The organism is Vibrio sp. VB16 (assembly GCF_015594925.2).
Classification (GTDB): Bacteria; Pseudomonadota; Gammaproteobacteria; order Enterobacterales; family Vibrionaceae; genus Vibrio.
Map to the genome: position 1 here is coordinate 506,819 of NZ_CP087590.1, position 21,511 is coordinate 528,329.

At 42.2% G+C, this 21,511-nt stretch carries 20 protein-coding genes; 16 read left to right on the forward strand and 4 right to left on the reverse strand.

Features of this window, described 5'->3' with window-relative positions; all coding sequences use genetic code 11:
- The first annotated feature begins 47 nt into the window (after positions 1–47).
- The gene (yaaA, locus tag IUZ65_RS02455; protein WP_195702221.1) at positions 48–824 is read left to right on the forward strand and encodes a peroxide stress protein YaaA; all 777 of its coding nucleotides are present in this window, start codon (positions 48–50) and stop codon (positions 822–824) included.
- A 91-nt stretch (positions 825–915) separates the two neighbouring features.
- Here yaaA and srmB read toward each other — a convergent pair whose 3' ends face one another.
- On the reverse strand, positions 916–2,148 hold the full coding sequence (gene srmB, locus IUZ65_RS02460) for an ATP-dependent RNA helicase SrmB (protein ID WP_195702222.1): 1,233 nt from the start codon (positions 2,146–2,148) through the stop codon (positions 916–918).
- An 80-nt stretch (positions 2,149–2,228) separates the two neighbouring features.
- On the reverse strand, positions 2,229–2,948 hold the full coding sequence (locus IUZ65_RS02465) for a tRNA1(Val) (adenine(37)-N6)-methyltransferase (RefSeq protein ID WP_195704975.1): 720 nt from the start codon (positions 2,946–2,948) through the stop codon (positions 2,229–2,231).
- Positions 2,949–3,239: 291 nt separating this feature from the next.
- Here IUZ65_RS02465 and brnQ point away from each other — a divergent pair, with 291 nt between their 5' ends.
- Positions 3,240–4,553, forward strand: coding sequence for a branched-chain amino acid transport system II carrier protein (gene brnQ / locus IUZ65_RS02470; RefSeq protein ID WP_195702223.1), 1,314 nt, complete (start codon positions 3,240–3,242; stop codon positions 4,551–4,553).
- A 158-nt stretch (positions 4,554–4,711) separates the two neighbouring features.
- Here the strand turns inward: brnQ and fldB are convergent, their stop codons facing one another.
- The gene (gene fldB, locus IUZ65_RS02475; RefSeq protein WP_195702224.1) at positions 4,712–5,230 is read right to left on the reverse strand and encodes a flavodoxin FldB; all 519 of its coding nucleotides are present in this window, start codon (positions 5,228–5,230) and stop codon (positions 4,712–4,714) included.
- A 150-nt stretch (positions 5,231–5,380) separates the two neighbouring features.
- Here fldB and xerD point away from each other — a divergent pair, with 150 nt between their 5' ends.
- From xerD to IUZ65_RS02510, 7 genes are all read left to right on the forward strand, one after another.
- Positions 5,381–6,274, forward strand: coding sequence for a site-specific tyrosine recombinase XerD (gene xerD / locus IUZ65_RS02480; protein ID WP_195702225.1), 894 nt, complete (start codon positions 5,381–5,383; stop codon positions 6,272–6,274).
- A 29-nt stretch (positions 6,275–6,303) separates the two neighbouring features.
- On the forward strand, positions 6,304–7,131 hold the full coding sequence (locus IUZ65_RS02485; protein WP_195702226.1) for a thioredoxin fold domain-containing protein: 828 nt from the start codon (positions 6,304–6,306) through the stop codon (positions 7,129–7,131).
- Between the two features lie 167 nt (positions 7,132–7,298).
- A complete protein-coding gene (gene recJ, locus IUZ65_RS02490) occupies positions 7,299–9,035 on the forward strand; it encodes a single-stranded-DNA-specific exonuclease RecJ (RefSeq protein WP_195702227.1) in 1,737 nt (578 codons plus the stop codon).
- A gap of 150 nt (positions 9,036–9,185) precedes the next feature.
- A protein-coding gene (gene prfB, locus IUZ65_RS02495; RefSeq protein WP_195702228.1) for a peptide chain release factor 2 occupies positions 9,186–10,284 on the forward strand; the annotation gives its coding sequence in 2 pieces (ribosomal slippage) (positions 9,186–9,260 and positions 9,262–10,284; 1,098 coding nt in all).
- 23 nt (positions 10,285–10,307) lie between these two features.
- Positions 10,308–11,822 carry a lysine--tRNA ligase gene (lysS, locus tag IUZ65_RS02500; RefSeq protein ID WP_195702229.1) on the forward strand — a complete coding sequence of 505 codons (1,515 nt, stop codon included), beginning with the start codon at positions 10,308–10,310 and terminating at the stop codon, positions 11,820–11,822.
- 92 nt (positions 11,823–11,914) lie between these two features.
- A complete protein-coding gene (locus IUZ65_RS02505; protein ID WP_195702230.1) occupies positions 11,915–12,289 on the forward strand; it encodes a YacL family protein in 375 nt (124 codons plus the stop codon).
- A gap of 43 nt (positions 12,290–12,332) precedes the next feature.
- Positions 12,333–13,547 (forward strand): MFS transporter, encoded by a 1,215-nt coding sequence (locus IUZ65_RS02510; protein ID WP_195702231.1) that lies wholly within the window; start codon positions 12,333–12,335, stop codon positions 13,545–13,547.
- Positions 13,548–13,601: 54 nt separating this feature from the next.
- On the opposite strand, the gene IUZ65_RS02515 is transcribed toward IUZ65_RS02510, so the two are convergent.
- Entirely contained in the window at positions 13,602–14,465 is an 864-nt protein-coding gene (locus IUZ65_RS02515; RefSeq protein WP_195702232.1) for an AraC family transcriptional regulator, read from the reverse strand.
- 385 nt (positions 14,466–14,850) lie between these two features.
- Here IUZ65_RS02515 and glnK point away from each other — a divergent pair, with 385 nt between their 5' ends.
- The 7 genes from glnK to IUZ65_RS02550 all read left to right on the forward strand — a co-directional run bounded on the left by glnK (position 14,851) and on the right by IUZ65_RS02550 (position 21,503).
- The gene (gene glnK / locus IUZ65_RS02520) at positions 14,851–15,189 is read left to right on the forward strand and encodes a P-II family nitrogen regulator (RefSeq protein ID WP_195702233.1); all 339 of its coding nucleotides are present in this window, start codon (positions 14,851–14,853) and stop codon (positions 15,187–15,189) included.
- A gap of 18 nt (positions 15,190–15,207) precedes the next feature.
- Positions 15,208–16,437 (forward strand): ammonium transporter, encoded by a 1,230-nt coding sequence (locus IUZ65_RS02525; RefSeq protein WP_195702234.1) that lies wholly within the window; start codon positions 15,208–15,210, stop codon positions 16,435–16,437.
- A 167-nt stretch (positions 16,438–16,604) separates the two neighbouring features.
- A complete protein-coding gene (locus IUZ65_RS02530) occupies positions 16,605–17,618 on the forward strand; it encodes a Fe(3+) ABC transporter substrate-binding protein (RefSeq protein WP_195702235.1) in 1,014 nt (337 codons plus the stop codon).
- Between the two features lie 270 nt (positions 17,619–17,888).
- Entirely contained in the window at positions 17,889–19,514 is a 1,626-nt protein-coding gene (locus tag IUZ65_RS02535) for an ABC transporter permease (RefSeq protein WP_195702236.1), read from the forward strand.
- A complete protein-coding gene (locus IUZ65_RS02540) occupies positions 19,514–20,545 on the forward strand; it encodes an ABC transporter ATP-binding protein (protein ID WP_195702237.1) in 1,032 nt (343 codons plus the stop codon). The genes IUZ65_RS02535 and IUZ65_RS02540 overlap by 1 nt, the downstream gene beginning before the upstream one ends.
- A gap of 158 nt (positions 20,546–20,703) precedes the next feature.
- Complete coding sequence (locus IUZ65_RS02545) at positions 20,704–21,018, forward strand: YbjQ family protein (RefSeq protein WP_195702238.1); 315 nt, start codon at positions 20,704–20,706, stop codon at positions 21,016–21,018.
- An 8-nt stretch (positions 21,019–21,026) separates the two neighbouring features.
- The gene (locus IUZ65_RS02550; RefSeq protein WP_195702239.1) at positions 21,027–21,503 is read left to right on the forward strand and encodes a YbjQ family protein; all 477 of its coding nucleotides are present in this window, start codon (positions 21,027–21,029) and stop codon (positions 21,501–21,503) included.
- Positions 21,504–21,511 lie beyond the last annotated feature (8 nt).

Genomic DNA, 21,511 nt, shown 5'->3' on the forward strand with positions numbered 1-21,511 from the left:
CTATAATCTAGTCGCATAACAAATAGAATTACCAGGGAAGAAAAAATATGCTCATTGTTGTTTCGCCGGCTAAGACATTGGATTATGAATCCCCGTTAGCTATTGAAAAATATACTCAACCAGAACTGATTGGTCATGCTAAATTACTCATCAACGAGTGCCGGAAGCTAACGCCTTTGGATATTTCCACCTTGATGAAGGTAAGCGATAAGATCGCTGGCTTAAATGTGGCGAGATTCGAACAGTGGAGTGAAACCTTTACCCCAGAGAGTGCTCGTCAAGCTATCTTGGCCTTTAAAGGTGATGTTTACACGGGGTTAGATGCCCAAACGATGAGTGAAGCTGATTTTGATTATGCACAATCTCATTTACGTATGTTGTCTGGTCTTTATGGGGTATTAAGGCCGCTAGATCTTATGCAACCATATCGCCTAGAAATGGGTAGCAAATTGGCGAATGAACGTGGTTCAAATCTGTATCAATTCTGGGGGAGTGTGATTACCGAAAAGCTTAATTATGCTTTAAACGAACAGGGCGACAATGTTCTGATTAATCTTGCGTCTAATGAATATTTTAAGTCGGTAAAAACCAAACAGATTGATGGCACTGTTGTTACGCCAATATTCAGAGATTGCAAGAACGGCCAGTATAAAGTGATCAGCTTTTTTGCCAAAAGAGCTCGTGGCATGATGGCTCGCTATATCATCGATAACCGTATCTCCTCAATTGAGACTTTAACTCAGTTTGATGTGGCAGGTTATTATTTTGTAGAAGAAGAGTCATCAGCGACAGAGTTGGTATTCAAGAGAGAAGAGCAGAATTAGAAGATTAATCGAATAAAAAAGCGTCATTTCCAGAGTATGGATATGACGCTTTTTTGTGCATAGAGTGACTAAAGGGTCTATTTATTGACGACTATTTTTTCTTTTTATTTTTCTTCTTCTTTTTCACTGGTGCTGCGGTCTTTGCTTTGACTTTCTTCTTTTTGCCAACATTTGGTTTTTTATGCGTTGGGCGCATATCTTTCACAAAACGTTCTTTCACATCATCTTGGATATAACGAGCAATACGAGCCATCATTGATTGGTCGTGTGCTTCGATTAAAGATATCGCATTACCTTTTTTACCGGCGCGAGCAGTACGTCCAATGCGATGTATATAAACATCGGCAGTACGCGGTAGGTCATAGTTAATCACATGAGACACATCAGGAAGGTCGATACCACGAGCGGCAACGTCCGTCGCGATGAGTACGTTCACCTCGCCTTCGCGGAAACGACGAATCGCATTGTTGCGGCGATCTTGTTGCATCTCACCTTGGATCCAGCTACACGGTATCTGTGCACTTTCTAGCAGTGATCTTACATCCGCTAGACGATCTCGGGTTTTTACAAAGATGATAGACCGATCAGCCTGTTCTTTGAGGATATGCTTTAACAGCTCGTTTTTGTGTTTTAGTGTGTCGGCACGATGATACCACTGAGTTATCTTTTTACGCTCACGTCGAGAAGGATCCGCTTCAATTTCTGCTGGTTCCTTTAGAAGATCGGCAGTAAAGCCTTCCACGCCTTTGCCTTCTAATGTCGCAGAGAAAAGCAGTGTCTGCTTTCTCCATCGGCATTCGCCAGCAAGACGGTCGACAACGGGTGCAAAGCCCATATCTAACATTCGATCCGCTTCATCAAGAATCAACCATTCGATAGCGCGGCAATCAAATTTTTCACCATCGATGTATTCCATTAATCGCCCCGGTGTTGCGACGACAATATCTTGTGTTTTTGCCAGAATATCAGCGTGATCTTGATACATTACACCACCGGTAATCGTAATGATTTTCAGGTTGGTATTTTTTGCTAGTGCACGAGCTTGATCGGCAACCTGCATTGCCAACTCTCTTGTTGGCGTTAAAATAAGAACACGAGCTGGTCCTGCTCTTCTGCGAGGAAAATCCTGCAAAAATTGCAAAGCAGGGAGAACAAAAGCAGCGGTTTTTCCTGTTCCTGTAGGCGCAGAAGCAAGAATATCTCGGCCATCTAATGCTAGTGGGATCGCCTCAGCCTGAATTTGAGTCGGGCGCTCAAAACCCAGTTCGGTAATAGCTTCAACAAGGTTTTCATCAAGCTCAAGGTCAGAAAAATTATTGATCACAGTAGGATCTCCACAAGCAGTAGTTAAAAGTTCGGTCGCGCATTATAGAGGAATAATGGTTATATCAACATCATTATATCTTACATCTTCAAATAAAAATCTTTCGTTAGAGCAATAAAGTCTGCGGAGTATTGCCCAGCTTGATGAATGATCAAATTTGATGGTTCGGTTTTGTGTTCTTTTAGGCTCAGTTCTATTAATAAACGACTGACGGGCTTGGTATCCGTTGGTGCAACTTGGCATAACCGAGAAACCGACCACCCCAAAGATTTCGCGGCAGAGATAAACGCCATGCCCTCAACTAGCGGGAGAATAAAGTTCGCTTTTCCATCTGGTGCTAGTCGCTTTTCACATACAACCAATAGCTGGGAGTGCGATAAAGAATCGGTATGTCGTGCGGTCGCTCTATGGGATGAATGAGATTGCTCACCATCAGTGAAATAAGGGGGATTACAAATAATCGTGTCGAATGGATTTACGGCTTCCCATTGTAAAATATCGCCATGAATAAGATTAATTTGATCAGTCCAACCTGAATGATGAAAATTGATTTTCGCAGCATCATAGGCCTCTAAATCTATTTCAATCGCCGATATTTGTGCATGTGGAAAGCGTTGAGCACACATTAATGTAAGTAGGCCAGTTCCCGTACCTATGTCTAAAATAGCGTTGCTTTGATCTGAGTCAATCCAAGCACCTAACAGTACGCCATCGGTACTGACAGGCATGCCAGAGAATCCACCATAAACGTTGAACCTTTTGAATTTAAAGTCTTTTGTTCTTTTTTTTAATTCTGTCATTATCTTCTGTATACACTCTAATATGCGGAGTTTATAACTAGTTTGAATTAATTGAATGAAGTTATTATCTATATTCTGTAGTGCAAATCGTTCATTATTCGAGTCGTATAAGCTGTCTTTTTCTATATTACTGGTCAATAAAACTGCCTTACTGTTCATATTGTGAAGTTAAATTCCGTTTTTATTAACCTTATTGATTGTTTTTCTCTTTTTCTTCATTATCACCAACCTTAAAAAGTCAGATGTTCTGGCTGTTGTTGAATTGATGAAATATTATTATAAGGTTGACCTATGAGTCAGAACTTAAAATTAACGGATATTATTGCTGTAGGATTTATGCTCTTTGCCTTTTTCTTAGGGGCGGGAAATATCATTTTTCCTCCTTTGGCAGGGCAACTTGCTGGTGATAATGCGTTTTTAGCCATGATCGGCTTCCTGCTAACGGCTGTAGGGCTACCTTTGATAACTATTATAGCAATAGCTATTGCTGGTGGCACGTGGGAGTCACTGACTAAAGACCTCCCCAAACGAGCAGCAACAATAATGGCCGTTTTAATTTTTGTCATCATTGGTCCTGCATTTGCGGCGCCACGTACCGGTCTTGTTGCCTATGAAATGGCGATTAAACCTTTCATTGCTAATGCAGCACAACTTGATCTCACACTGTTCTCGATCTTATTTTTCTCCGTTGCTATGTTTTTTGCTTGGTTTCAAGGCAAGCTTATTGATGTGATCGGTAAGTTTTTAACTCCCGCGCTATTTGTCACACTTGTTGTTCTAGCGATTGCTGTATTTGTAAATCCTCAGGGCACTATTTTGGCCGCTCAAGGTGATTATATCTCTCAACCTTTGATCAAAGGGTTTCTTGAAGGTTATAACACCATGGATACCTTTGGTGCGTTGATGTTTGGTATGTTGATAGTGGATTCGTTGCGCAGCAAAGGCATTACGGATAAAGCCGCGACGACAAAATATCTAACTATCGCCGCAATTATTGCTGCGTTAGGGTTGGCATTTGTTTATATCTCACTATTTTATTTAGGTGCAACAAGTGGTGGTGTAGTAGAAGGCGCGGATAATGGTGGGATTATTCTTAGTCAATATGTGCAATCACTATTCGGTTCGTCTGGTCAACTTGTCCTATCGACTATCGTGTTACTGGCGTGTTTAACCACAGCTATAGGGTTAGTATCGGCCTGTTCTGATTTCTTTAGTACGCTAACTCCGATTACCTACAAGGCTTGGGTCATCATCATCGGTGTTATATGCGCTACGGTAGCAAATGTTGGCTTAGCTCAACTTATTTCACTATCAGTGCCTGTGCTATTTACGCTGTATCCGGTGGCGATAGCGTTGGTTGCGTTAACGTTTTTTAGAAAGCGTTTACCAAATCCACAATTAGCCTATCGGAGTGTTATTATTGTTTCGCTGTTATTTGCCGTAATAGATGCCGCGAAAATTGCTGGGGTGGATGTTTCGGTATTTACGTTCTTACCATTATTTGAATATGGTATGGGTTGGTTGCTACCGACAGGGTTAGCATTGATTACAATGCTATTTGTTGGTCGCAAGAAACAGAAATCTCTGGTGGAAGAAGCAGCCTAGTTTTTTACTGAAAAGTCCTCTCTTAATCCAATGTCCTCGCGGTTTACGCAGGGGCATTGTTGTTTGTAGTCAGCAGTATATTGCTTAGGTTAAGGGAAGGTTACCTATGCTAAGCGAACCAAGCTTATGAACCTCTAGATCTGTTGAATGCTAGAGGTTCAAAGTGTTTCTTGGTATTCAGTGAGGATTTGTTCACACCAATTCGCAATACGTACATCACTATATTCGTACTGAGAGTCTTCATCGAGTGCTAATCCTACAAACAATGAACCATCTTCAGTAAGGGCTTTTGATGCCTCAAATTTGTAGCCATCCGTAGACCAATACCCAAGAAATTGTGCACCTGTCGGTATTAGCTCATCATGAAGTAAGCCCATAGCATCCAAAAACCACTCGCCATAACCTTCTTGATCACCCAAACCAAACAGCGCGACGTGCTTGTTCTTCAATGAAACCCCTGCGATTTCTTGCCAAATCGCACTCCAATCTTCCTGTATTTCACCAAAATCCCATGTTGAAATGCCCAAAATCAATAGGTCATAATCGTTCATTACACTTAATGACGTCTCTTTGACGTTGTGAATGTCGACGAGTTCTTCTCCAATAATGGCACGTATTTTTTCCGCTGCCATTTCTGTATAGCAGGTGGTTGATCCGTAGAAGAGTCCAATTTTCATGTTAGATAGATTCGCATATTAGGTCTTTGCTAAGGATTTTACCTATAAACAGGGTATGATTGCAGTCCTTAGTTCCTGTTTTGATAAAATTCTAGTAATTTAGCTTTTGCTGAATTACTCTGAAAGCCAGTGTTTGAGTGATGATAAAAGATGAATGACCAAGCTTTTGTAGAACAGTTCCTCGATGCTTTGTGGATGGAAAAAGGGCTTTCTGAAAATACCCTGTCTTCATATCGAAATGATCTTTCTAAGCTGATTAAGTGGATGGAAGATAATAACTTAACGTTTACCACTATTACTATTTCTGATTTACAAGATTATCAAGCGTGGTTAACAGACGAAAACTATAAGCAGACGTCTAAAGCGAGAATGCTGTCAGCGATTCGCCGTTTATTTCAATATTCGTATAGAGAAAAAGTGCGAACTGATGATCCTAGTGCATTGCTAATTAGCCCTAAGTTGCCAAAGAGATTACCTAAAGACCTTTCTGAACAACAGGTTGAGTCTTTGTTAGATGCACCAGACCCTAATGACCCTTTGGAACTAAGGGATAAAGCGATGTTAGAGCTTCTCTATGCGACAGGGCTACGAGTGACTGAGCTGGTTAGCTTAACAATGGAGAATATGAGTCTGCGTCAGGGTGTCGTTCGTGTTATAGGCAAAGGTAATAAAGAACGTTTGGTCCCTATGGGAGAAAATGCAGTCGATTGGATTGAAAACTTTTTGCAGGATGGACGGTCTATTCTATTGGGTGAAAAGAGTTCGGATGTGGTTTTTCCTAGCAAAAGAGCCAAGCAGATGACAAGACAGACATTTTGGCATCGAATTAAACACTATTCAGTGATCGCGGGAATAGATACAGACCTGTTGTCACCCCATGTATTAAGACACGCATTTGCTACACATTTGCTTAATAACGGGGCAGATCTCCGTGTGGTGCAAATGTTATTAGGACATAGTGACTTATCAACAACGCAAATTTATACTCATGTTGCCACGGAAAGGTTAAAACAGATCCATTCGCAGCATCATCCTAGAGCATAAATAAGTAATAATTTTAAAAGGTGTTATTAATGAGCGTGTTACGCAATATATTGATTTTAGCTACTCCATTTTTCGTTGCGGCATGTGATGCCGCGGATACAAATGCTTCGGATACTACAAGTGCCGTTGAGGTGACGACCCCGATACAAGAAACCGTAGACAGCGCCGCTGAAGCTGGAAGTCAGTTTGATGAAGCCAAATTAAGGCGTCGTTTTGAAGCAATGGGGGTGAGTATTGTTTCTATTGCACCCGCAAGCATCGATGGTTTATATGAGGTTGAGACATCGAGCGGGTTGGTTTTCTCGAATGCACAAGGAGATCAATTTATCGCGGGTACTTTGTATGCACTTGGTGACAATGGTGAATATGTGGATGTGCTTGCCGAGCGACAAGCGCCACTTAATGCAGAAAAAATAGAACAATACACCGAAGACATGATTGTTTACCCCGCTGAAAATGAAAAATATGTGATTACCGTATTTACCGATACAACGTGTGGATACTGTGTGCGATTGCATCGCCAAATGAAAGACTACAATGATTTAGGTATTACGGTTCGCTATCTTGCTTATCCTCGCCAAGGTCCAACAGGTGAAGTGGCTCAAGAAATGGCCAATGTATGGTGTGCAGAGGATCCAGCTAAAGCAATGACACTATCTAAATCGGGGCAACCTTTCAAAGCAGGAACCGCGGATATAGAGCAGTGTGGGCAAAAAATTATGGAGCAATATGCATTGGGTCGTGACTTAGGTATCAGTGGTACGCCTGCTGTATTTCTACCAAATGGCAAATTGTTGGCCGGATATATGCCACCAGCGGGTATGTTCCAACGCATTGAACTAGAGATGGCACAATAAATACGATGATCATATGAAAGTCGGGTAGTCATTAATTTTCCTTCTAATACCTCCTTTTTATATATAAGGGTGTTTTAGAGAGAAAGATCATTCGGCTTTCAAATGCCATTGCAAGCTGGCTATTTGCTCTAAAGACCTATTTCACACACCGAGTAACCTAATTCATCATGACAGAAATAAAACGCCGTCCTCAAATAGACCTTTCAAACCTTCCGGATTCTATTCCTGAATTGCTTAGGCGCATCTATATCAGCAGAGGTATAGATAATATTAGCCAGCTTGAAAAATCGGCCCAAGGGTTACTTTCTTATAAAGCACTGGGTGGGATAGAAAAAGCCGTAGAGCTACTTTTTGCCGCTATTGAGCAGGGTAAGCGAATTATTGTTGTGGGCGATTTTGATGCCGATGGCGCAACCAGTTCGGCTTTGTCAGTACTCGCATTACGAGCTCTCGGTTGTCATAACGTTGACTATCTCGTTCCCAATCGGTTTGAAGATGGGTATGGGTTGAGCCCAGAAGTGGTTGATCAAGCCATTGAGTATAAAGCCGATGTCATCATGACTGTGGATAATGGCGTCTCCTCTATCGAAGGGGTAAAATACGCTAAACAAAACAACATTCAAGTCATCGTTACCGATCACCATCTACCGGGAAAAGTCCTTCCCGATGTTGATGCGATGGTGAACCCCAATCTAGATTCGTGCCAATTCCCATCCAAATCTTTGGCTGGTGTTGGTGTGGCTTTTTATCTGATGCTTGCGCTTCGTGCGTTCATGAGAGAGCGAAATTGGTTCTCATTGAAAGGTATACCGGTACCTAATCTTGCTGAGTTTCTGGATCTGGTGGCGTTAGGGACGGTTGCCGATGTGGTTTCTCTTGATGAGAATAACCGTATATTGGTCCATCAAGGTGTTCAGCGAATTCGTGCAGGAAAAGGACGCCCCGGTATTCAGGCGTTGATTGAAGTATCAAAGCGCGATGCGCGTCGTTTGATAGCCGCAGATTTTGGCTTTGCTTTGGGCCCAAGGATTAATGCAGCTGGTCGTTTAGATGATATGTCATTTGGTGTTGAGTTGTTGATGAGTAATAACATACACGCCGCAAGAAGAATGGCCAGTGAGTTAGATGGATTAAATCAAACTAGACGTGAAATAGAACAAGGCATGAAACAAGAAGCGATGGCGTTTTGTGAGCAGCTACAATTTGGTGAGGACACCGAACTTCCCTATGGGATAGTGTTGTTTCAGAGAGACTGGCATCAGGGGGTTATTGGAATTGTAGCCTCTCGAATTAAAGATGAATTTCATCGTCCAGTCATTGCTTTCGCTGACGGTGGCGATGGCGATATAAAAGGGTCATGTAGATCCATCCCCGGGTTGCATATGCGCGATGCTCTGGATCTTTTGGATACAACTCATCCGGGTTTAATTCTTAAGTTTGGTGGCCATGCTATGGCGGCCGGTTTAACCATTAAAGAAGAGAACTTCCAGACCTTCGCGTCACTATTTGATGAGATTGTACGCAACAAGCTTGATGAGTCCGCATTGCAAGGTATTGTTTTATCTGATGGTGAATTACAGCCAGAACAGTTCTCAATGAATACCGCTACGGAACTTCGAGAAGGTGGCCCTTGGGGACAAAATTTCCCTGAACCTATCTTTGATGGTGAGTTTAGACTACTGCACCAAAAATTGGTTGGTGAGAAGCATCTGAAAATGATGGTGGAACCACTTTTCAAAGGACAGCCTACTAATATAATGTTGGATGCTATCGCATTTAATGTGGATTTAAGACGCTGGCCTGATGCCACTGCAAAAACAGTCAAGCTTGCTTTCAAGCTTGATATAAATGAGTTTAGAGGCAATCAGTCATTGCAATTGATGGTTGATCATATTGATTGTTAGATGAGTTTCATAAATGCTTGCCGTTTTGAGCGCATTTCGTTCGAATCTATTATTCAAATGAATTAATAGTATTACAATTTTTTCTGTATCTTCATCACATTTTTGAGTAGAATTCTTCGGTTAAATTCTATTCATAAATGTTGAGTAAACATGTTTGAAATCAATCCTATTAAAAACCGCTTACAGGACGTGACACAGCGCACGAATATCCTGAGGGGGTACCTTTGACTATGACGCCAGAAAAGAGCGTCTAGAAGAAGTAAATGCAGAATTAGAACAACCAGATGTATGGAGCGAACCTCAGCGAGCACAAGCGCTAGGCAAAGAGCGTTCTTCTTTAGAAGCCGTGGTTGAGACCATTGATCTTCTTGATCAAGGTGTCGAAGATGTTGACGGTTTACTTGAGCTTGCGGTTGAAGCTGAAGACCAAGAAACCTTCGATGAAATAGAGCCTGAACTTGCCGAGCTTGAATCCAAGTTAGAAAAACTTGAGTTTCGCCGTATGTTTTCCGGTGAGCACGACAGCTCAGATTGCTATATTGATCTTCAATCAGGCTCTGGTGGTACTGAAGCGCAAGATTGGACCGCTATGTTACTTCGTATGTATCTTCGTTGGGCTGAATCCAAAGGCTTTAAGACCGAAGTCATTGAAGTCTCTGGAGGGGAAGTCGCTGGTTTGAAATCGGCTACTGTGCGGATATCAGGTGAATACACCTACGGTTGGTTACGCACAGAAACAGGTGTACATCGCTTGGTTCGTAAGTCGCCGTTTGATTCTGGTGGTCGTCGGCATACTTCTTTTGCTTCTGCATTTATCTATCCGGAGATTGATGACAACATCGCTATCGACATTAACCCTGCTGAGCTTCGTATCGATGTATATCGTGCATCGGGTGCCGGTGGGCAGCACGTAAACACCACAGAGTCGGCGGTGCGTATTACCCACTTGCCAACCAATACCGTGGTTCAATGTCAGAATGATCGTTCGCAGCATAAAAACAAAGATCAAGCGATGAAACAGTTAAAAGCAAAACTGTTTGAGCTTGAACTACAAAAACAAAATGCAGAAAAACAAGCGAATGAAGATTCGAAATCAGATATCGGTTGGGGCAGCCAAATTCGCTCTTACGTATTAGATGATTCTCGTATTAAAGATTTACGCACCGGAATTGAAAACCGCAATACACAAGCGGTTCTTGACGGTGATCTAGATAAATTTATCGAAGCCAGCCTGAAGTCAGGCTTGTAAGCGCATTATAAGGGCAAAATAAAATGACTGAACAGGTACAACAGCCAAACGTAGAAGAGAATAAGCTGATTGCTGAGCGTCGTGCTAAATTAGATAACATCCGCACTAACTGTAAAGCAAATGGTCACCCTAACGATTTTCGTCGCGATAGTTTAGCGGGCGATATTCAAGCGCAATTCGGTGAAAAAACGAAAGAAGAGCTAGAAGAGTTGAGTCTAACTGTTGCTATTGCTGGTCGTATTATGGCTAAGCGTGGTCCATTTTTAGTGATTCAAGAAACCTCTGGCCGCATTCAAGCTTACGCTGCGAAACCGGTTCAAAATGAATTAAAAGAAAAATATCAGGGCTTAGATATCGGAGATATCGTTGGCGTAAAAGGTGTTCTACATAAATCAGGTAAAGGTGATCTTTACGTGAATATGGAAGAGTATGTATTGCTGACAAAAGCATTACGTCCATTGCCTGAAAAATTCCACGGTTTAACCGACCAAGAGATGCGTTACCGTCAGCGTTACGTTGACCTTATTGTGAACGAAGACTCTCGTACCGCTTTCATTATCCGTTCTAAGCTGGTCACTGCAATTCGTAATTTCATGATTTATAAGCAGTTCATGGAAGTAGAAACACCAATGATGCATGTTATCCCTGGTGGTGCAGTTGCACGTCCATTTATCACCCATCACAATGCGTTAGATATCGATATGTATCTCCGCATTGCACCTGAGCTGTATTTGAAGCGTTTAGTCGTAGGTGGTTTTGATCGCGTATTTGAAATTAACCGTAGTTTCCGTAATGAAGGGCTTTCTCCACGACATAACCCAGAATTTACTATGATGGAATTCTACATGGCGTACGCAGATTACAATGACCTTATGGATCTGACCGAAGAGATGCTGCGTACGGTGTCTTTAGAGGTACTTGGTGCGACTTCAATGCCTTACGGGGAAGAATTGGTAGAGTTTGGCGGCACATATCCTCGAATGAGTATGTTAGAAGCGATTAAACAGTACAGCCCAGAACGCGCTGACATACAGTCGATGACCTATGATCACGTACAAGATCGTGATTTTATGGTGAATATTGCTAAGTCTTTACATATCAATGTTGAACCATTCTGGACATGTGGACAACTGCTTGAAGAGATCTTTGGTGAAACGGCTGAACCACAACTGATGCAGCCAACGTTCATCACAGAGTATCCAGCAGATATCTCGCCACTTGCTCGTCGTAATGATGATAATACCTTTATTACCGATCGTTTTGAGTTCTTTATTGGTGGTCGTGAAGTGGCTAACGGCTTCTCTGAGCTTAATGATGCAGAAGATCAAGATGCTCGGTTTAAAGCACAGCTAGACGCAAAAGATGCTGGTGATGATGAAGCGATGTACTACGACGCAGACTATATCACGGCTCTAGAACACGGTTTACCGCCAACAGCTGGTCAAGGTATTGGAATCGACCGTTTAGTGATGCTGTTTACTAACACGCATACTATTCGCGACGTTATCTTATTCCCAGCAATGAGACCGCAAGCGTAATCACTGCAGTGAATTGAAGATAAGACCACCGCCAATGCGGTGGTCTTATCTTTTGTACCGATGTTAATGCCGAGTTATCGAGAATACAATTCATGGAATATCAATTTGTTAAAGGTTTAACTGGTGAGTACCGCATTAAGTGCAGTATGGGTCACGAAGTAATTGGTCGTTGGTTAGAACAAGAAATATATACCGATAAAGTCCGTATTGCGTCACTACTGGTGGCAATAGAGCAGATAAAATCAGAAGATTCCCAAGAGTATTCGCTGCTCGGTAAAGAAATCAGCATTGTAATTCGACGAGACGAAGTGACCGTCCAAGAAAACGCATTAGCGCATGAAGATGATACGTTGCATGACAGCGAATTCGATTTTTATGACTGTGAGAGCGATGCCGGTTGTGGTTTCGAAGACTTTGAGCAACTCATCCAGTCTTGGTGTGATTTCATCAAGTATAACGCTAAGTAAGCATCCTCAGTTCAGGCCAAATCACGTTTCGTTAAAGGGTATCATGAGCAGCTATCTCCATTTCATTCGCCAGCAATGGCCGTTATTGTCATTTGGTTTTTTGACCGTGTTCATTGGAAATGTCGGACAATCTTTCTTTTTAAGTTGGTTTGGCGCAGACATCCAGAACGACTTAGCCTTGTCGGCGACTGATTACGGAATGATATATGCTATCGCAACGCTTTGTAGCAGCATGACTATTATGTTTGTTGGCGGGTTAGTCGATAAGTGGAATGTTCGTCGTTTTGTTACGCTTGTCGCCGTCATATTAGTGATAGCTTGTGTCGTTATGTCTTACGTTATTTCTCCCATCATGCTGTTCTTTGCTTTTTATATGTTGAGATTAACGGGGCAAGGGTTACTTCCTCATACCGCACAGACCACTATGATTCGTTCATATTCTCATCAAAGAGGAAAAGCGATTAGCTTAGCGTCTAGTGGTGTCGCATTAGGTGAAGTGATTTTACCTATCATTGTTGTGCTATTAATCAGCTGGCTAGGTTGGCGTTCAAGCTGGCTAGTTTTTGCAATGATAGTGGCTTTTGCTTACTTACCGCTTGCTCACATTCTGTTGGCTAAATCGCCTCACATTAAACCTAATGTTAAAAAAACCAATGTTCAGGGACAAGCGGATAATAAAAGCGGTCGGCGACACGTGTTATCAGATTGGCGATTTTGGGCGATTTTACCCGCTGTTATGGCTGCGCCTTTTGTCGTGACTGGCGTGTTTATACAGCAAAATTTTCTGTTAACTCAAAAAGAGTGGGCACCCAGCTTATTGGCAAACAGTTTTATTGCTTACGGTATCATGCATTGGTTAAGCTCGATGGTGACCGGAAGTTTGGTAGACAAGTACAGTGCGAAGCATTTACTTCCTTTCATGATCATCCCTTTGTTTTTTGGATTATGTGTACTTTCCGTATTCAACCAAAGCTGGTCAGCCGTTGTATTTATGACGTTATTTGGTATGGGAATTGGGGTGTCGGGTCCAGTGATAAACGCACTGTGGGCTGAAGTTTATGGAACCGAAAACATCGGTGCAATCCGTTCTATGATGACCTCACTGATGATTTTTGCTACCGCCGCCGCGCCGTGGATTTTCGGTTTCTTCATCGAACTTGGATGGAGTGAGCGCACACTATTTGGTGCACTTTCAATGGTTATTTTCTGTATTGGAATGATGGTACTGCCTGCTTACCGAGCGTATCTAAAGCGATAACGTTATCCATACTTGCAAGGTTATCGCTTACTAGGATCTAACTATGAGAGCCAGTTAGGCCAACGGTAGGTAGATCTTTGTGATTAATTCGTTTTCATTCACTTCATGAACAAAGTTCATATATTGGAAAAAACAAGGGAAATCTCTTAGATCTTGGCCACTTTTTGGCAACCATTGTTGGTATAAATAATAGACTGTGTCGCTTATGGAATCATGGCTACCATGATGAATTGCCAAAGCACATCGACCCGATGGAATGATACCCGCCTTTACGCCAAACTCATTTTCTGGGACAGCACCTTCATGGCTTCCACAGATCTCAAATCGAAAACTTTCTTCTACGGTATCATTTGGGTCACCGTAGGGAACACCAAAGGTTTCATTGTTCTTAATAGGGGATAGACCAGTAGATTTTCTCCATGCGATAAACTTACTCGCCGTATCATAAACCTTTTGAGGATTACCTTTGTGTTCTATAAGGGCAACAGGTCTTTCGTCAAAATCGATAACGTTAACGTCCATTATTTTATCTCCGTTAATAGGTGGATTAAATTCATATTTTGAGTGCCAAAATGGCCACTCCGGACGACGTCTAAATTGAGAAGGCGATTGCTCAAATATCCTTGAAAATGCACGAGAAAATGCTTCTGGGCTATCGAAATGAGCTTCATAGGCGATATTTGTAATACTTTGTTCTGGTTCAAACACTAACCGAAACGAAGCACGTTTCATTCTACTAAGCTGAACAAATTGGATAACGCTTAATCCCATATATGATTTAAAAATACGATGAAAATGAAATTTTGAGCATGCCGCAACGCGGCTTAGCATTTCAAGTGACATATCGTCATCTAAGTTACTACTTATATAGTCGCAAACTCTTTTTATCTGTTTTTTATGGCATTCAGAAATATTCATTTTTTCTCTATGTACTTTTATCGTCTCATTGACCTAAATGTGTAATAAACATTAATGCATTCAGGTTAATTTAGAAGTCACGCAAATGATACTGTTAGATAACCCCAGATACCTGATTGAGATTGCGGTATTCCTTTTAATTTTCCTCGGCCAATCCCCCTGTATTCATACCCCGATTCAGTGTTGAAACTATAACCTGCACAAATTTGGGGCTTGCTTTATTCCTGCCTTAATTTAGTGAGTCTTGCGCACCAATACGGTGCGAAAATTAGAGCTTGCTTTGTTTTTAAACACTAAAGATTAACAAAAACAATGAGATATAAAACTGGCACAGCTCTTGATTGTTATTTCACTGTTAAAGGAATATATGCTCAGAGAGGATGCAATGAAACTAATTAACGCCATTATAAAACCATTCAAATTAGACGACGTTCGTGAAGCTTTATCGGATGTTGGTATTGAAGGTATGACGGTCTCCGAAGTTAAAGGCTTTGGTCGTCAAAAAGGACACACAGAACTTTACCGTGGTGCCGAGTATCAAGTGGACTTTCTACCGAAAGTAAAACTGGAAATCGCCACTCAAGCTGAAAACGTAGATCGCGTAATTGAAGCGGTAAGCAAAGCTGCACACACAGGAAAAATTGGAGACGGTAAGATTTTCGTTTATGACTTAAGCCAAGTTGTACGTATTCGTACTGGTGAAATGGATAGTGAAGCACTTTAAGGGATTGGAGAATATATAATGGAACTATTAACTACAGTAACTGAACTTCGTTACGCACTGGACACTTTTTTCTTCTTAATTTCAGGTGCGTTGGTCATGTGGATGGCAGCCGGTTTTGCCATGCTAGAAGCGGGTCTTGTTCGTTCAAAGAACACCACTGAAATTTTAACTAAGAACTTCGTACTTTATGCTATCGCTTGTACCATGTTCTTGTTGATTGGCTACAACATTATGTATGTAGATAATACTGAAGGTGGCATCATTCCTTCGATTGGTGCACTCATCGGTTCACAAGCTGAAGGCGCAGATCACTCTCTAGAATCAGATTTCTTCTTCCAAGTTGTCTTCGTGGCGACATCAATGTCAGTGGTTTCTGGTGCGGTTGCTGAACGTATGAAACTATGGGCATTCTTAATCTTCTCTGTTGTTCTTACCGGGGTTATCTATCCTGTTGAAGGATACTGGACTTGGGGTGGTGGTTTCCTTGCTGCTGCTGGTTTTAGTGATTTTGCTGGTTCAGGTATTGTACACATGGCTGGTGCCGCTGCTGCGTTAGCGGGTGTATTGCTACTCGGTGCTCGTAAAGGGAAATATGGTAAGAACGGTGAAGTTCACCCAATTCCTGGTTCAAATATGCCACTTGCGACACTCGGTACATTTATCCTTTGGTTCGGTTGGTTCGGCTTTAACGGTGGTTCTCAGTTAATGCTTTCTGACTTCGAAAACGCGACGGCGGTAGGTCAAATATTCCTAAACACGAATGCTGCCGCAGCCGCAGGTGCTATCGCCGCTCTACTGGTGTGTAAAACAACATGGGGTAAAGCAGACCTAACGATGATTTTGAATGGTGCATTAGCCGGTCTTGTCGCTATTACCGCTGACCCACTATCACCATCACCTGTTGCCGCGATTATCATCGGTGTAGTGGCAGGCGCGCTCGTTGTATTCTCTATTATCGCGTTTGATAAAATCAAGATTGATGATCCCGTTGGTGCTATCTCTGTACACGGTGTATGTGGTCTATTTGGTTTATTGGTTGTTCCTGTAAGCAATGCGGATGCAACATTTGGAGCCCAGCTTCTCGGTGCGGCAGTTATCTTTGCTTGGGTATTCGGAGCAAGTCTAGTGGTTTGGGCTGTACTGAAAGCGACAACGGGTATCCGAGTGACGGAAGACGAAGAGATGGAAGGCATGGACATGCACGACTGTGGCGTTGGTGCTTACCCAGAGTTTGTTTCTCTAAAGTAATCGTCATTAGGCTTTAGTTATAAGTAATAACAATTCGTAATATTAAACCCGCCCTTGTGGCGGGTTTTTCTTTTGTTTATTGATATTTATCATTGCAGAAACTATTTTTTTAAATATAATAGCGAACGATAACTATTATCATTTGCATCTATGTTTAAGGAATTACAATGAAAAAAGTGCTATCTCTTTCTGCCCTAGCTTTGATTTCTATTAGCTCACCTACTTTTGCTGCCGAAGAGGTAAATGTTTATTCTTATCGTCAACCGTTCTTGGTTGAACCAATGTTTAACGAATTTACTAAAGAAACAGGCATCAAAGTTAACGTTAAATTTGCTAAGAAAGGTTTGGCAGAGAAGCTACAACAGGAAGGTGAGTATAGCCCTGCAGATGTAATTTTAACGACGGACATTAGCCGCTTAGCGGAATTAGTTGAAAAAGATGTCGTTCAGCCAGTGCAAAATGATGTGATTGAACAAAACGTTCCAACACAATACAGAGACAGCAAAGATGAGTGGTTCGCTCTAACGCTACGCAGCCGTAATGTCTATTCTTCTCGCGATCGTGTGGGTAAGTTGGGTGCGGAATTTGATTATGCAGATTTAGCGAATCCAGAATATAAAGGTAAAATTTGTACACGTTCTGGTAAGCATGCTTACAACGTTTCCCTTGTTTCTGCGATGATAGCGCATAAGGGTGAAGCTGAAACCAAAACTTGGTTAGAAGGTGTCAAAGCGAATCTAGCACGTAAACCTCAAGGTAACGATCGTGGTCAAGTAAAAGCGATCAAAGAAGGTTTATGTGATGTTTCATTAGGAAATAGCTATTACCTAGGTAAAATGGTTAACGATAAAGAGCAAAAAGCATGGGCTGATGCAGTTTATATTAACTACCCGAATCAAAATACCACCGGTACTCATGTCAATGTAAGCGGCATGGCAATGGCTAAGTATTCTCCAAACAAAGAGAATGCGGTAAAACTGATGGAATTCCTAACTGGCGATATTGCTCAAAAAATGTATGCTGAAGTGAACTTCGAATACCCAGTTAAAGAAGGTGTGAAGCGATCTGAACTTGTCGCATCTTGGGGTGATTTTAAAGCAGATGATCTTGCATTAGAAGAGATAGCCGCCAATCATAGTAAAGCGGTAAAATTATTGGACGAAGTGAAGTTTGACCTTTAATAAGGGTGAACTAACCCGTAACTCCAACGAAAGTGTAATGTAGTTAGGTTAAGGCTATCTAACTCTGTGTCCCTACAAAAGCAACGTCATCCTACGAAAGCGGGGATCTAATTTCATCAAGATTCCCGTCTCCACGGGAATGACGGTTTTTTTTGTTCTAACCGAACAGCACTGCATGAAAGTGGGGATATGACTTTACAAAGACTCTCGTTTACACGGAAGTGACGACATATTAAATCGAGTGCATTTATTTTATATGCTGTTATATAAATGAAAGAAAAAAATCGTATTTGGAAAGCCAGTAGTGGGAGTTTGTCTCTGCTACTGGTTTTGCCGATCTTAGCTATCTTCTATTTGTCGCTTGGTGACTCAGGTGATCTTTTTGCACATCTAATTTCTACGGTAATGCCTACCTATATCTACAACACTGTCGTTCTTGTATTGGGTGTGCTTGTTTTAGCGCTGTTATTTGGCGTGCCAAGTGCATGGTTAATGGCGATGTGCCGATTACCGGGTGAAAGAATATTGCAGTGGGCACTCGTACTGCCGTTGGCTATGCCAGGCTACGTTGTTGGGTATATTTTTACGGACTGGTTTGATTATGCGGGTCCAATACAGATATTCATTCGGGCGTTTTTTGGCTGGCAGGCTGGAGACTACTGGTTCCCTGATCTACGCTCGCTAGGTGGTGCGATGGCCATTTTAGCTTTGGTTTTTTATCCCTATGTTTATTTGATGGCCAGAGCCGCCTTTATGGAGCAGAGTGCCAGTTTACTGCAATCGGCAAGGCTACTTCGGTGCTCGCCATTCGAAAGCTTTAGACGATTGTCTCTTCCTCTCGCACGTCCTTCCATTGCCGTGGGTTTGTCTTTGGTGGCAATGGAAACGATTGGCGATTTTGGCACGGTTAGCTATTTTTCAGTTAATACTTTAACCACGGCCGTTTACGATACGTGGCTTGGTTATTCAAATCTCAATGCAGCGGCAAAAATATCTGCGATTATGTTGCTCGTGGTTATCCTATTATTGAGCACCGAACGTTATAGCCGGAGAAAGCAAAAGCTGTTTCAGGCAAACTTTACTAGCCACGAAGAGTTGCGTTATACACTCCATGGGTGGAAGAAATGGTTAGCACTAACATGGTGTTGGGGGCTGGTTTCCGTCGCGTTTATCTTGCCATTGGGCCAGCTACTTATCTACGCGTATAAATATTTTTCGCAAAGCTGGACGGAAGAATTCAGACAGTATGCGGTGAATAGTTTGCAGGTCTCTATTATTGCGGCTCTCATCGCGATACTGGTAGCATTGGTGGTCAATTTCTCACATCGACTCAATGGTAACCGTTTGAGTGTGACATTTATGCGTTTGGCCTCTCTAGGTTATGCGGTGCCAGGTACTGTGTTAGCGATTGGTGTCATGGCTCCAGTGCTTACGATGGACCACTGGATAAACGATATCGCCAAACAGATGGAATGGGGAAGACCCGGCTTGGTTCTTTCTGGTTCAATGTTTGCCATGATATTTGCTATGGTGGTGCGATTTTCTGCTGTTGCGATTGGTAGCGTGGAAAGTAGCTTAAACAAAATATCCCCGTCTATGGATATGGCCAGTAGAACAATGGGGTGCAATCAGAATCAGATGTTAAAACGCGTTCATTTGCCTTTGGTTAGACGCGGTGTTTTGGTCGCAGGCTTGTTGGTATTTATTGAATCAATGAAAGAGCTCAATGCTGCTCTGTTGTTAAGACCATTTAACTTCGAAACCTTAGCGACGTATGTTTACAATTTTGTCTCAGATGAACACCTAGAGTTGGGCGCACTACCTGCCGTCTTGTTAATACTGGTAGGTTTAATCCCTCTTATCGTTATCAATCGATCTTTAGAACAGGCACATTAATGAGTAGTACCTTATCCATCAACAATTTGACCTGCCAGTACGAGAATGAAAACGTTCTGGAATCACTCTCCCTTGAGGTTGAGCAGGGCGAAATAGTCTGCCTGCTTGGTGCGAGCGGTTGCGGAAAAACAACACTATTAAAGGCAATTGCGGGGCTGCTTCCGTTAACGAGCGGTACCATGAGTCTGAATGACCAATTGTTGGATGATGGCGAAAGTTGGTTGCCACCTGAACAGCGCCATATTGGTATGATCTTTCAAGATTACGCCCTTTTTCCGCATCTGACTGTTGCAGAAAATATCGCATTCGGGCTACGAGAAGTCTCCACCGCAGAGAAGCTGAAGATAGTCGACGAAATGTTGGCGCTGATACATCTTCCCGGTTATCAAAATCGATATCCTCATCAGTTATCCGGCGGTCAGCAGCAGCGTATTGCGATTGCCCGCTCCCTTTCATATAAGCCAAACCTACTTTTGCTAGATGAACCTTTTTCCAATATCGATACTCAAGTACGGCACGATCTAATATTGCAGATTCGCAAAATTTTTAAGCAGCAGGGTGTAACGGCAATCTTCGTGACTCATAGCCGTGAAGAGGCATTTGCCTTCGCGGATAAGATGGCGGTTATGAACAATGGTGTTATTGAACAATTTGGTGAAGCTTCCGATCTTTACCATCAACCGTCGAGTAAATTTGTTGCCAATTTCCTTGGTGGTGGCAGTTATTTAGCGGCAAAAAAAATCAGCGAAACAAAATTTGAGACGGTGTTTGGTGTCATTACTGCTCAATCAAAAGGGAATATAGCAAATGGTGACGACTGCCTATTGCTAATACGACCGCAGTACGTGCAAGTGTCTCAGAATGTAGCAGGGGTCGCTAAGGTTGTGGAACAGTTATTTATGGGGGATCAATGTCGCTATGTTATCGAGATAGATGATACTAAACTCGTTGCGACAGCCGCGTCGGCAATATCGGTTGGTGATACCGTCAGTATTGCATTAGAAGAGCAATCTATATTGGCATTCTTATAAGTCATTATACCTGGATCCTCTGACGATTTTAAGTTCGTGCTTCGAGGTCATACTTAATCTACTGCTATGTAATAAATCTTTGACATTACAATTAGATAGAATGTAATGTGGTTTCATATTTCTGAGATTGAATAATGTATGTTTGCTAGGGGACGATAATGATCTATACGAATATTGAAACGGTACCAGGAAAAGAAATTGTTGAGCATTTTGGTATTGTTCAAGGGAGTACTGTTCGGGCGAAACACGTTGGTAGAGATTTTATGGCGGGCCTTAAGAATCTCATTGGTGGTGAACTTAAAGGTTACACAGAATTACTACAAGACTCCCGTGAAGAGGCGATGAATCGAATGGGAGATCAAGCGGAGTTAATGGGTGCGAATGCCATCGTCAACATTCGTTTTGCAACATCATCTGTTGCTCAAGGCGCAGCCGAACTTTTCGTCTACGGTACCGCAGTTAAAGTGGTATAGGTGATCGTATGGAACTGATACTGCAGAATCTAAATATTGTTATCTTCCTCATTTTGGTTTGTGTGGGTTACGGAGCTGGTTCGTATTTTGAGCGGGCTCATTATGCATCAATCGAAAAACGAGAGCGTGAACTCATCCATATTCCTGTTATTACCACTAAGTGGGAGCCTAAAGATGCTTCCAGCCAACGAACAGAACTTGTTACGGGTAATGTGGTTATTTCCATCGATTATTTTAAGCGACTGTTGGCTACGTTGAGAAACATATTTGGTGGAAATGTAACCTCGTATGAATCACTTGTAGATAGAGCGCGTAGAGAAGCAATACTTAGAATGAAAGAAGAGGCACTGGCTAAAGGCGCGAATATGGTGGTTAATCTACGTTTAGAAACCGCCGCGATTGGTAATAGTGCTAATCAAAAAAGGCAGGTAGGTAGTGTTGAAGTTGTCGCTTACGGGACAGCGTACATTAACTCCAATCAGTAGCAAATTGC

Excerpts from the sequence above, each read along its gene's own strand:
- fldB (WP_195702224.1), bottom strand. The coding sequence starts at position 5,230 with ATGAAAATTGGACTCTTCTACGGATCAACCACCTGCTATACAGAAATG.
- IUZ65_RS02550 (WP_195702239.1), top strand. The coding sequence starts at position 21,027 with ATGGAACTGATACTGCAGAATCTAAATATTGTTATCTTCCTCATTTTG.
- yaaA (WP_195702221.1), top strand. The coding sequence starts at position 48 with ATGCTCATTGTTGTTTCGCCGGCTAAGACATTGGATTATGAATCCCCG.
- IUZ65_RS02515 (WP_195702232.1), bottom strand. The coding sequence starts at position 14,465 with ATGAATATTTCTGAATGCCATAAAAAACAGATAAAAAGAGTTTGCGAC.
- IUZ65_RS02510 (WP_195702231.1), top strand. The coding sequence starts at position 12,333 with ATGAGCAGCTATCTCCATTTCATTCGCCAGCAATGGCCGTTATTGTCA.
- IUZ65_RS02540 (WP_195702237.1), top strand. The coding sequence starts at position 19,514 with ATGAGTAGTACCTTATCCATCAACAATTTGACCTGCCAGTACGAGAAT.
- IUZ65_RS02485 (WP_195702226.1), top strand. The coding sequence starts at position 6,304 with ATGAGCGTGTTACGCAATATATTGATTTTAGCTACTCCATTTTTCGTT.
- IUZ65_RS02525 (WP_195702234.1), top strand. The coding sequence starts at position 15,208 with ATGGAACTATTAACTACAGTAACTGAACTTCGTTACGCACTGGACACT.
- glnK (WP_195702233.1), top strand. The coding sequence starts at position 14,851 with ATGAAACTAATTAACGCCATTATAAAACCATTCAAATTAGACGACGTT.
- IUZ65_RS02505 (WP_195702230.1), top strand. The coding sequence starts at position 11,915 with ATGGAATATCAATTTGTTAAAGGTTTAACTGGTGAGTACCGCATTAAG.
- IUZ65_RS02545 (WP_195702238.1), top strand. The coding sequence starts at position 20,704 with ATGATCTATACGAATATTGAAACGGTACCAGGAAAAGAAATTGTTGAG.
- IUZ65_RS02530 (WP_195702235.1), top strand. The coding sequence starts at position 16,605 with ATGAAAAAAGTGCTATCTCTTTCTGCCCTAGCTTTGATTTCTATTAGC.
- xerD (WP_195702225.1), top strand. The coding sequence starts at position 5,381 with ATGAATGACCAAGCTTTTGTAGAACAGTTCCTCGATGCTTTGTGGATG.
- recJ (WP_195702227.1), top strand. The coding sequence starts at position 7,299 with ATGACAGAAATAAAACGCCGTCCTCAAATAGACCTTTCAAACCTTCCG.
- IUZ65_RS02535 (WP_195702236.1), top strand. The coding sequence starts at position 17,889 with ATGAAAGAAAAAAATCGTATTTGGAAAGCCAGTAGTGGGAGTTTGTCT.
- brnQ (WP_195702223.1), top strand. The coding sequence starts at position 3,240 with ATGAGTCAGAACTTAAAATTAACGGATATTATTGCTGTAGGATTTATG.
- IUZ65_RS02465 (WP_195704975.1), bottom strand. The coding sequence starts at position 2,948 with ATGACAGAATTAAAAAAAAGAACAAAAGACTTTAAATTCAAAAGGTTC.
- lysS (WP_195702229.1), top strand. The coding sequence starts at position 10,308 with ATGACTGAACAGGTACAACAGCCAAACGTAGAAGAGAATAAGCTGATT.